This window comes from Streptomyces sp. S6 (genome assembly GCF_054880855.1).
The window spans coordinates 1-4014 of the sequence record NZ_JBTYMC010000450.1; the positions used below are offsets into that span (position 1 = coordinate 1).

Sequence of the window (4014 nt, forward strand, 5' to 3'; positions counted from 1 at the left end):
CGCTGGTGGTCCTCGCGCCGCGCGACAACGTCAGCGTGTACGCGCCCGACCCGGCCGCCGCCGAACCGCTGATCGCCTCGGGCGTCCCGCACCTGTACGCCGGGGTGGTGGAGGCGACGGGCACGGTCGGCCCTCTCGTCCTGCCCGGCGAGTCGGCCTGTGCGGGCTGCCTCCAGCGCTCCCGCCTCGACGCCGACCCGACCTGGCTGCGGCTGCTCGCCCAGTGGCGCTCCGGCCGGCGCCGTCCCGCGCTCCCCTGCGACCTCGCTCTGGCGACGACGGTCGCCGGGCTCGCCGCCACCCACGCCCTGACCTTCCTGGACGGTCACACCCCGCCCGCGCAGAGCACGCGCTGGGAGATCTCTGCCCCGGTTCTCCAGTGGCGGTCGAGACCGGTGACGGCCCATCCGGAGTGCGGATGCGGCGCCGCCGAGGGGGGCGTGGATGCCGGTGTGTGAGATGCGGCGGTCCGGAGGGAACCGCGTCCGGTCCTCCCGGCTCCTACTTGCCGGGCCCTCTTCGTCTGTTGAGGAACACCCCGTGGACGGCGTGAGGGCGCACGAGACAATGGCAGGGCAACGGCATTCGAAGGAGTCACTCCGTCCGGCGAACGCGGCGCGGCCGGTGGGTATTTGGAGGGCGCATGTCTGATCTTCCCCGCAAGGCGGTCACCCGGACCGCCAAGCTCGCCGCGCTCCCGCTCGGCATCGCCGGCCGGGCCACCTGGGGCCTCGGCAAGAGGATCGTCGGGGAGTCCGCGGAGATCGTCGGCCGTGAACTCCAGCAGCGCACGGCGGAACAGCTCTTCAAGGTGCTCGGCGAGCTGAAGGGCGGCGCGATGAAGTTCGGCCAGGCCCTGTCGGTCTTCGAGTCGGCGCTCCCTGAGGACGTCGCGGGCCCCTACCGCGCGGCTCTGACGAAGCTCCAGGAGGCGGCCCCGCCGATGCCGACGCGCACGGTCCACGCGGTGCTCGCGGAGCGCCTCGGCGCGAACTGGCAGGACCTGTTCCTGGAGTTCGACGACAAGCCGGCCGCCGCCGCGTCGATCGGCCAGGTCCACCGCGCGGTGTGGCGGGACGGCCGTGCCGTCGCGGTGAAGGTCCAGTACCCGGGCGCGGGCGAGGCCCTGCTGTCCGACCTGAACCAGCTCAGCCGCTTCGCCCGGCTGCTCGGTCCGCTGGTCCCGGGGATGGACGTCAAGCCGCTGATCGCCGAGTTGCGGAACCGGGTCGCGGAGGAGCTGGACTACGGCCTGGAGGCGAGCGCGCAGAGTGCGCACGCGCAGGAGTTCGCGGACGATCCGGACATCGTCGTCCCCGCCGTGGTCCACCAGTCCGATCAGGTGCTGGTCACCGAGTGGATCGAGGGGGTGCCGCTGTCGGAGGTGATCTCCGGGGGCACGCAGGAGCAGCGGGACCGGGCGGGTCAGCTGCTCGCCCGGTTCTTCTTCTCGGGCCCGGCCCGTACGGGTCTGCTGCACGCCGATCCGCATCCCGGCAACTTCCGGCTGGTCGCGGACGGCGAGGGGTGGCGGCTCGGCGTCCTGGACTTCGGCACCGTCGACCGGCTGCCGGGGGGTCTGCCGCGGACGATAGGCGAGGCGCTGCGGATGGCGCTGGGGGGTGACGCGGGTGCGGTGTACGAGCGGCTGCGCGCGGAGGGGTTCGTCAAGGAGTCCATCGAGCTGGATCCGGATGTGATCCTCGACTATCTGGTCCCGATCATCGAGCCGGTCGGGGCCGAGGAGTTCACGTTCACCCGGTCCTGGATCCGCACCCAGGCCGCCCGGATCGCCGATCCCCGCTCCCCCGCCCACCAGTTGGGCAAGCAGCTCAACCTCCCGCCGTCCTATCTCCTGATCCACCGCGTCACCCTGAGCACCATCGGCGTCCTGTGCCAGCTGAACGCGACGGTCCGGTTGCGGGCGGAGTTGGAGGAGTGGCTGCCCGGTTTCACCGCCGGCTTCACCACCAAGGAGAATCCAGCCGCCCCTCGATAGCCCGCAGGTTCTCCCGCGCGCACCCGTCGCAGAAGTACCGCCGCTCGCTGTTCTCCACGGAACAGGTCCAGGTGAGCGGCAGCGGCGCGGCGGTCGCGCCGCAGCGGGCGCAGGTGACGGGGGTGTCGGACGCGTCGCCGGGGGAATCGCTGTTCATTGCCAGACGATAACGGCGCGAAAGCGACGAACCCTACGCAACATACGTCAGGGGCCGGTCCGACAACCGGACCGGCCCCTCGAACTACCTCAGTCGAGCGCCTTACTGCATGACGGCCATGGCGAGCGCCCGCCGAGCGCGCCGCGAGGCTCGCTCGGCACGGCGCTGCATCCGCCGGGCGGCGACCAGGCGGACCGCCTGCCGCTCCCGCTCGGCCTCCTGCATCCGCTCGTGCATATGCGCACGAGCCAAGGCTTCTGGGATGAGTTGCATCTCTCGGGTCCTGTTCTGACGCGACTCGTTCGCGCCGGTGGTGGTGACGTCTGTGTTCGCGGAGCCGACGGGCTCACTGGCGGACGGCTTCATCGGGGCCTGTTTCTGGGGATCGAGCGTGAGGGGGCGGTCGATGGTTCCGGTGATGTTCATGCCGAGACCGGGTTCTTGCGCGGGCGGCCACGGGGCCGCTTCCGGGCGACGACGACACCCTGCACGAACAGCTCGCCACCCCAGACGCCCCACGGCTCGCGCCGCTCCTTCGCCCCGGCGAGGCACGCCTCGACCAGGGGGCAGGTCCGGCACAGGGACTTCGCGTACTCCACGTCCGCGGGCGACTCGGCGAAGAAGACCTCCGGGTCGTAGGAGCGGCAGGGAACGGGTACGCCGAGGTTCTCGATGGCGTCGTCGAGCGCGGTGAGCGCGGTGAGGGGGATCAAGGCGGGGTCCTCCGTGAGGCGGCCGGGCGGGGGGATCGTTTCGGAAGGCGGTACGGACGTTTCGTGCGCTTCGAGTTGCACGGTTTCGTCTTCCTCGTCTGTCGGACCGGCCCTGTTGGGCCGGAGTCGGCTTTGTCGTCCCGAGGCTCCTTCAGCCGTCCGTCCCCGGTGTGGGGACAAACAGAAGGGCCGCGGATCCCGGATGGGGTTCCGCGGCCCTGAAGGCGCCGGCCTGAGTCGATCAGGCTGGATCACTCCAGGGATCTGGCCCACGGAAGGCCCACATCTGGTGGTGCTGCGTCGTCTGCTTCGGGTTTCCGGCACCGGCTGCCGTGAAGGCATAGGCCAGGGCCTTTGCCTCTACTGCTTCCAGTGCCTTCAGCGGTCGCTCATCGCGGGCGGGAACACTCGCGGGGGCGACGGGAAGGGACTCGGGCCGGCCGGCACGAATGCCGGACAGACCGGTGCCCGGGTTCGAGGCGCCGAGGATGCACACGGAGACGACCGAGGGATCGGTCAGTTTGACGGTGCTGGTGAAGCGGGTCTTGTTGATGATCACTGGAATCGCCTCCTCTCGGCGTCTCAAGGACCGGGGGTGAACCCGATCCGACGGATATGCAAGTACAACACGGATCAGGGGCCTTCGAGAAGGCCGCCGTTCCGGTGTCTAAGAACCTATGGGGATTCCCGGGGCATGCGCAAACTATTTTTTCGACGAGTTCGCATCAGTCCGCCCCTTCCTCCTCCGTACGGTCCTGACCTGCGCAGATGGCCAGCACATCGGTGCCGTATCGGTTGAGCTTCCGTTGGCCTACACCAGGGATCCGCGCGAGGTCGCCCGGCTCCTCGGGAGCACTCTCGGCGATCGCGACGAGCGTCCTGTCGGTGAAGACGCAGAACGCGGGCTGTCCGGTGCGCTTGGCCTGGACCTCTCGCCACGCGCGCAGCCGTTCGTAGAGGCCCTCGTCCATGTCGGAGGGGCAGTCGTCGCACCGGAGGAGTTTCAGCTCGCCCCCGTCGGTCAGCGTGCGCCCGCAGAACACCGAAAGATCCCGCCCCGTGGAGAACAACCCGGCGTGCCCGGCCACCCCGCCCAACGCCCAGGCGTTCTCGTCATGCACCTCACCCCGGATCATCCCCCGGTC

7 protein-coding genes are annotated in these 4014 nt (G+C 70.2%); 2 read left to right on the forward strand and 5 right to left on the reverse strand.

What is annotated here, in order from left to right; translation table 11 throughout:
* Together ACVNF4_RS33340 and ACVNF4_RS33345 are read left to right on the forward strand one after the other, a co-directional pair.
* Nucleotides 1-458: TOMM precursor leader peptide-binding protein (locus tag ACVNF4_RS33340; RefSeq protein ID WP_461806610.1), on the forward strand; the 458-nt coding region annotated here is incomplete at its 5' end.
* 185 nt (nucleotides 459-643) lie between these two features.
* Entirely contained in the window at nucleotides 644-1999 is a 1356-nt protein-coding gene (locus tag ACVNF4_RS33345) for an ABC1 kinase family protein (protein ID WP_461806611.1), read from the forward strand.
* On the opposite strand, the gene ACVNF4_RS33350 is transcribed toward ACVNF4_RS33345, so the two are convergent.
* The 5 genes from ACVNF4_RS33350 to ACVNF4_RS33370 all read right to left on the reverse strand — a co-directional run.
* Complete coding sequence (locus ACVNF4_RS33350) at nucleotides 1965-2156, reverse strand: hypothetical protein (protein WP_461806612.1); 192 nt, start codon at nucleotides 2154-2156, stop codon at nucleotides 1965-1967. The genes ACVNF4_RS33345 and ACVNF4_RS33350 overlap by 35 nt on opposite strands.
* Nucleotides 2157-2258: 102 nt before the next feature.
* Entirely contained in the window at nucleotides 2259-2582 is a 324-nt protein-coding gene (locus tag ACVNF4_RS33355) for a hypothetical protein (RefSeq protein WP_461806613.1), read from the reverse strand.
* Nucleotides 2579-2950 carry a WhiB family transcriptional regulator gene (locus ACVNF4_RS33360; RefSeq protein ID WP_355861903.1) on the reverse strand — a complete coding sequence of 124 codons (372 nt, stop codon included), beginning with the start codon at nucleotides 2948-2950 and terminating at the stop codon, nucleotides 2579-2581. Before ACVNF4_RS33360 ends, ACVNF4_RS33355 begins: the two co-directional genes overlap by 4 nt.
* Nucleotides 2951-3110: 160 nt before the next feature.
* Nucleotides 3111-3428 carry a hypothetical protein gene (locus ACVNF4_RS33365; protein ID WP_461806614.1) on the reverse strand — a complete coding sequence of 106 codons (318 nt, stop codon included), beginning with the start codon at nucleotides 3426-3428 and terminating at the stop codon, nucleotides 3111-3113.
* A gap of 166 nt (nucleotides 3429-3594) precedes the next feature.
* On the reverse strand, nucleotides 3595-4014 hold a 420-nt coding region (locus tag ACVNF4_RS33370; RefSeq protein WP_461806615.1), incomplete at its 5' end, for an HRDC domain-containing protein.